General features: G+C 29.8%; 4 protein-coding genes and 1 CRISPR repeat array. Of the genes, 3 read left to right on the top strand and 1 reads right to left on the bottom strand.

Annotated elements, in window-relative coordinates; all coding sequences use genetic code 11:
• Positions 1 to 163: 163 nt before the first annotated feature.
• From B2W91_RS10350 to B2W91_RS10340, 3 genes are all read left to right on the top strand, one after another.
• Entirely contained in the window at positions 164 to 1,291 is a 1,128-nt protein-coding gene (locus tag B2W91_RS10350) for an aminopeptidase (RefSeq protein ID WP_291580560.1), read from the top strand.
• Between the two features lie 297 nt (positions 1,292 to 1,588).
• The gene (locus B2W91_RS10345) at positions 1,589 to 2,500 is read left to right on the top strand and encodes a M15 family metallopeptidase (protein WP_291580559.1); all 912 of its coding nucleotides are present in this window, start codon (positions 1,589 to 1,591) and stop codon (positions 2,498 to 2,500) included.
• A gap of 15 nt (positions 2,501 to 2,515) precedes the next feature.
• Positions 2,516 to 3,604, top strand: a complete 1,089-nt coding sequence (locus B2W91_RS10340) for an amidase domain-containing protein (protein WP_291580558.1) — start codon at positions 2,516 to 2,518, stop codon at positions 3,602 to 3,604.
• Positions 3,605 to 4,193: 589 nt separating this feature from the next.
• Here the strand turns inward: B2W91_RS10340 and B2W91_RS10335 are convergent.
• A complete protein-coding gene (locus B2W91_RS10335) occupies positions 4,194 to 4,316 on the bottom strand; it encodes a hypothetical protein (protein ID WP_291580557.1) in 123 nt (40 codons plus the stop codon).
• Between the two features lie 162 nt (positions 4,317 to 4,478).
• Positions 4,479 to 4,975: a CRISPR direct-repeat array (repeat unit 31 nt; unit sequence ATTGAACCATAACATAGGATGTATTTAAATT).
• Between the last annotated feature and the right edge of the window lie 34 nt (positions 4,976 to 5,009).

Below are 5,009 nucleotides of genomic sequence, written 5' to 3'. Positions count from 1 at the left end.
CAGATAGAAAAATTAATAAGAAAATTATAAATAAATATATGAAGTTTTTATAACGAATTAAAGTAATTATAGGTAGTAATACTTTACTATGTATTTTAATGATGTAGAATTCCAATTATGGTATAATATTCTACAGAACATTATACTTTAAGGGGGCAAAAATATGGGAGATATAAGATTAAACAAGTTAGCAAAACTTTTAGTTAACTATTCAACTAAAGTTAAAAAAGGAGACTTTGTTTTTATTAGTTGTAATGATGTAGCTAAACCATGGGTTGTAGAAGTAGCAAAAGAAGCTGTAAAAGCTGGTGCTCACGTAGAGTATTCTTTAGATAGTGAAGATGTAAATGAGACTATCTTAAAAAATAGTAGTGAAGAACAACTTTTAGAAGGGAGCCATTTAAATAAGCATATGCTTTCAAAAGCTGATGTGTGGCTAACTGCCTGGGGAACTCGAAATACCAAGATGAATTCTAATGTGGATCCAAAGAGATTACAATTAAAATCAAGAGGTGCAGCAAGCTGGAGGAAGATTTACTCAGAAAGAATGGGAGATGGCTCATTAAGATGGTGTGGAACACAGTTTCCTACATATGCTGATGCACAGGAAGCATCTATGAGTTTAAGTGAGTATGAAGACTTTGTTTATGGAGCAGGTCTTTTAGATATGGAAGACCCTGTATCAGAGTGGAAGAAAATAAGTGCATACCAAGATCGATGGGTTAAATATCTCAATACTAAAAAAGAATTACATTTCCTTTCAGAAGGTACAGATATAAAAGTAAAAGTAGACGGAAGAAAATGGATAAATTGCGATGGGAAAGCTAACTTTCCAGATGGAGAGATATTTACATCTCCGATAGAAAATGGTATAGATGGATATATTACCTTTAGTTTCCCTGGTATATACATGGGAAAAGAAATAGAAGGAATAAGGCTTGAAATTGCAGAGGGCAAAGTAGTTAAAGCAACAGCACAAAAGGGTGAAGAACTTTTAAAAATGCTAATTGAAACCGATGAAGGAGCTTCTTATTTTGGAGAAGTTGCTATTGGTACAAACTATGGTATAAAGGAATTTACTAAAAATATGTTATTTGATGAAAAAATAGGTGGAACAATTCACATGGCAATAGGAGATTCTGATCCTGAAGCAGGAGGATTAAATCGTTCTTCAATTCACTGGGATATGCTTTGTGATATGAGAAATGGTGGCAGAATATATGCTGATGGCGAATTATTCTATGAAAATGGACAATTTAAAGAAGAAATATTAAAAAAGTATAATTTATAATATTTAATGAGGATGTGTTACATCCTCATTATTTTTTAAAAATATTTTTCTGTTAAATAATCAAGATGACTATTGGAAATAATAAAAATTGTAGATAAACTATCCTGAAAGTATAGCTTATAACTTTAGAATAAAGGCTATTTTTATAGAAAATTTATTTTCTACAGTATATTTTAAGTTTTAAAATTATATGGATATGTATCTATAAAAATGCAATCTTAATCTAAAGACTAATACATATTATATTAGTCTAAAGGAGATGATATGAATATATAAATTCTTAAAGGTGGTATTAAAATGAAAAAAATATGTTCCTTTATTGTAGTGTTTACCTTATTAACAAGTAAGTTCTATAATATAAATGCACATGCTCAAAATGTAGACTATGATACTACTATGAAACAGGACTTATTATCTTTATTTATGGCATATCCAGAGGATATTGTTGATATAGAAAAACAAGATAATGGGCTTGTTTATTTAGTTATGAAATCAGGGAATAAAATAGTTTACGATGATAAAAAAGAAAAAACTCAGCAAGAAAAATTGGTTAATGGGGATTTACAGGATATGATGGAACAGGTATATCCATTAGAAAAAATTGATGATTTAATGGAGGAGAACTTTGATCCCGGTCGTACAAGAGTTTATTCATTATTAAATGAAGTGTACGGCTCATCTAGAGAACAGGTAGAAAAAAATCTTACAAATGTAAATTTTGCATATCAAAATTATAGATTTAATAAAAATAATAAGGCAGCTGAAAATTTAGACAATGTTTCAAAAAAACTTTTAATACTTGCGAAAACTAATGCTAAGATTGGATCATTTGTAAATCCATCTAATGGAACTTTTAACTATAGAATAATCTCTGGAACAGGAAGATTAAGTCCACATGCTTATGGCATTGCTATAGATATTGCTAGTGATAAAAGAGATTATTGGAAATGGGCATCAAGAGAACAAGGAAAAGCTAGGTTACTTCAATATCCAGATGAATTAGTGAAAACTTTTGAAGAAAACAATTTTGTGTGGGGAGGAAAATGGGGACATTTCGATATATTACCCTTTGAATATCGTCCAGAAATTATATTAAAGGCAAGATACTTTGGAGATAATAAGGGAGAAAAAGATAATTGGTATGAAGGTGTACCATGTGATGAAACATTAAAAACCTATATTGAAAAAATTGATAAAGCTTTAAGTTAGAAAAGAGGTGTACATATGAGATTCTCTTCCTATAAAAAAGTTATTATCTTGCTATTACTTATTCTCTTTAATCCTTTCAATAAATTTTATACGGTGAAGGCGGAGGAAGAGGAGATTGATATTAGTCAGGTTGTAGAAAGAATTTTTAAGGATAGAAGTTTGGCCATATTAAATCAGGACTTAGAACTAATAGAACAGTTTTATGATACAGATAGTAAATATGGAAGATGGGCATATGAATATCAAGAAAAGAAAACTAAATACATAATAAATTGGGCTGAGAAACAAGGGGTTAAATTTACAGAAATAAACCCTCATATAGTAATCAGAAAAGTAAAGGGTAGTGGTGATGTTTATTCATTAAATATACTTTGTTCAATGGAGTATAAGTATTCTTATGAAGATGAACCAGAAGTTTCAAATAAATCGAGGATAGGAAGTTATCATGCTATGACTTTAGCTAAAAAGGATGGTAATTGGCTTATTACAAAAGAATGGTATAATGACCCTTTTGCAGACTCCTTAGACTTAGAAAATATAAAATCTAATGATATAAAACAACATATAATTTCACAGTCTCCAAGAGATATGTCCGACTTAAATGAAAGAAGGATAGGAGCTGTAGAGTATTCTAAAATGTATTGTGGCTCAGCTACAGAACCAGAATTCGAATTTAAATACAATAAAAAATATAGAGACTTTAACCCTGAAGGAGGAGATTGTGCAAATTTTGCATCTCAAATACTCCATGAAGGAGGAAAGTTTAAAAAGAATTATACATGGAATTATGATAAAGGAAGTGCTACAGGACCTTGGGTAAACGCAGATAAATTTACTCATTACATGTTAAACAGTGGTAGAGCATCAGTTATAGCAAAAGGTCCTTATGAAAATGTATATAAAGCATCCTATAAATTGCTACCTGGAGACTTCATAGCCTATGAGAAAAAAGGTGATATTACCCATATATCCGTAGTAACAGGAGTGGACTCCAAAGGCTATTCACTAGTAAGTTGTCATAATGTAGATAGAAACGATGTACCATGGGATTTAGGCTGGAGTGATAAAAAAATAAGATTTTGGCTAGTTAGAGTACATTATTAATGAAAATTATCCTAATTGTAAATAAAATCTTTTTAGGACACCACAGTAAAGAGTACCTCAACTGTGGTGCAGTAATTTCAAATTAATATAAATTTAAATTTTTTATTTTATCTTAATGTAATAGCAACTACTTAATTATCTATTAGAATATTAACACAAAATTTTCCCAATCTCCCTAAAATAAAACTCCTCACAACCTATTGACAACTCAATGGTCATGAGGGGTTTTTCTCAATTTTAAAAAAACACAAAATGGCTGGGAAATTTTAAAAGAAATCCTTTATTCTCAATAGGTTAAGGGGTATAATGAAAATAGAGAATGGCTTAATTACAGTGATTGAACCTTAACATAAGATGTATTTAAATATTTTTGATGATTTCATAAGGTTATCATTCCTAAATATTGAACCTTAACATAAGATGTATTTAAATTCCATGTTTAGAAATACCGCTTTTATAGCCTCGTTAATTGAACCTTAACATAGGATGTATTTAAATTCGCATATATGTTTTACTAAAGGGTTAATACCAAACGTTGAACCATAACATGAGATGTTAAATACAGTTTTTCTCTTGTGTTTAGCTTGCTCTAGTTTTCCACCTCTGGGGAACAGTAGTGAAGCCCTTTAGGGTTCCCCTGAGGTGCAGTATAGTTTGGAGCAATACTAATAAGTTTAATAGCAATTTTCATATAAAATTTTACCAAACTCAAAGAAAATAAAACTCCTCATAACCTATTGAAAATTCAAGGTTTATGAGGAGTTTTTTATCGATTTTTTTAGAAACTCAAAACGATTGGTAAAATTGAAAATAAATCCTTTATTTTCAATGATTTAAAGGGTATAATGAAAATAGAGAATAGCTTAATTACAGTGATTGAACCTTAACATAGGATGTATTTAAATTAAACATTTAAGCTATGCTCTGCTAAACCGCCATCATATTGAACCTTAACATAGGATGTATTTAAATTTTGCTTCTTTAAAGGTGAGAACTTCCCCATCTTTAAATTGAACCTTAACATAGGATGTATTTAAATATGAAGCCTTGTCCAATTGATAGATAGTTTCCTCTATATTGAACCATAACATAGGATGTATTTAAATTAACTATAACTGCATAGCTTACAGTTGCATCTTTAGATTGAACCATAACATAGGATGTATTTAAATTCAAATGCGTAAATTGTAACCAGTGGGAATTGTGAAAATTGAACCATAACATAGGATGTATTTAAATTTCTAATTATTAAGTCTTTTGTGCTGCCATCTTCTGATTGAACCATAACCTAGGATGTATTTAAATATATCAAATTCAGCTTTACCAACTAGACCTTTATCATTGAACCTTAACATAGGATGTATTTAAATTCTTTTAACTCATTTACGGTGTAATTATTCCTGAA

It is taken from the genome of Clostridium sp. UBA6640, assembly GCF_002455975.1.
Lineage (GTDB): Bacteria > Bacillota > Clostridia > Clostridiales > Clostridiaceae > Clostridium_J.
Note: the sequence above shows the minus strand (reverse complement) of the source record. Positions and strands in the feature narration are given on the sequence as shown.

What these genes read in the sequence shown, in the direction of transcription:
- B2W91_RS10350 (WP_291580560.1), top strand. Translation starts at nt 164, where the DNA reads ATGGGAGATATAAGATTAAACAAGTTAGCAAAACTTTTAGTTAACTAT.
- B2W91_RS10345 (WP_291580559.1), top strand. Translation starts at nt 1,589, where the DNA reads ATGAAAAAAATATGTTCCTTTATTGTAGTGTTTACCTTATTAACAAGT.
- B2W91_RS10340 (WP_291580558.1), top strand. Translation starts at nt 2,516, where the DNA reads ATGAGATTCTCTTCCTATAAAAAAGTTATTATCTTGCTATTACTTATT.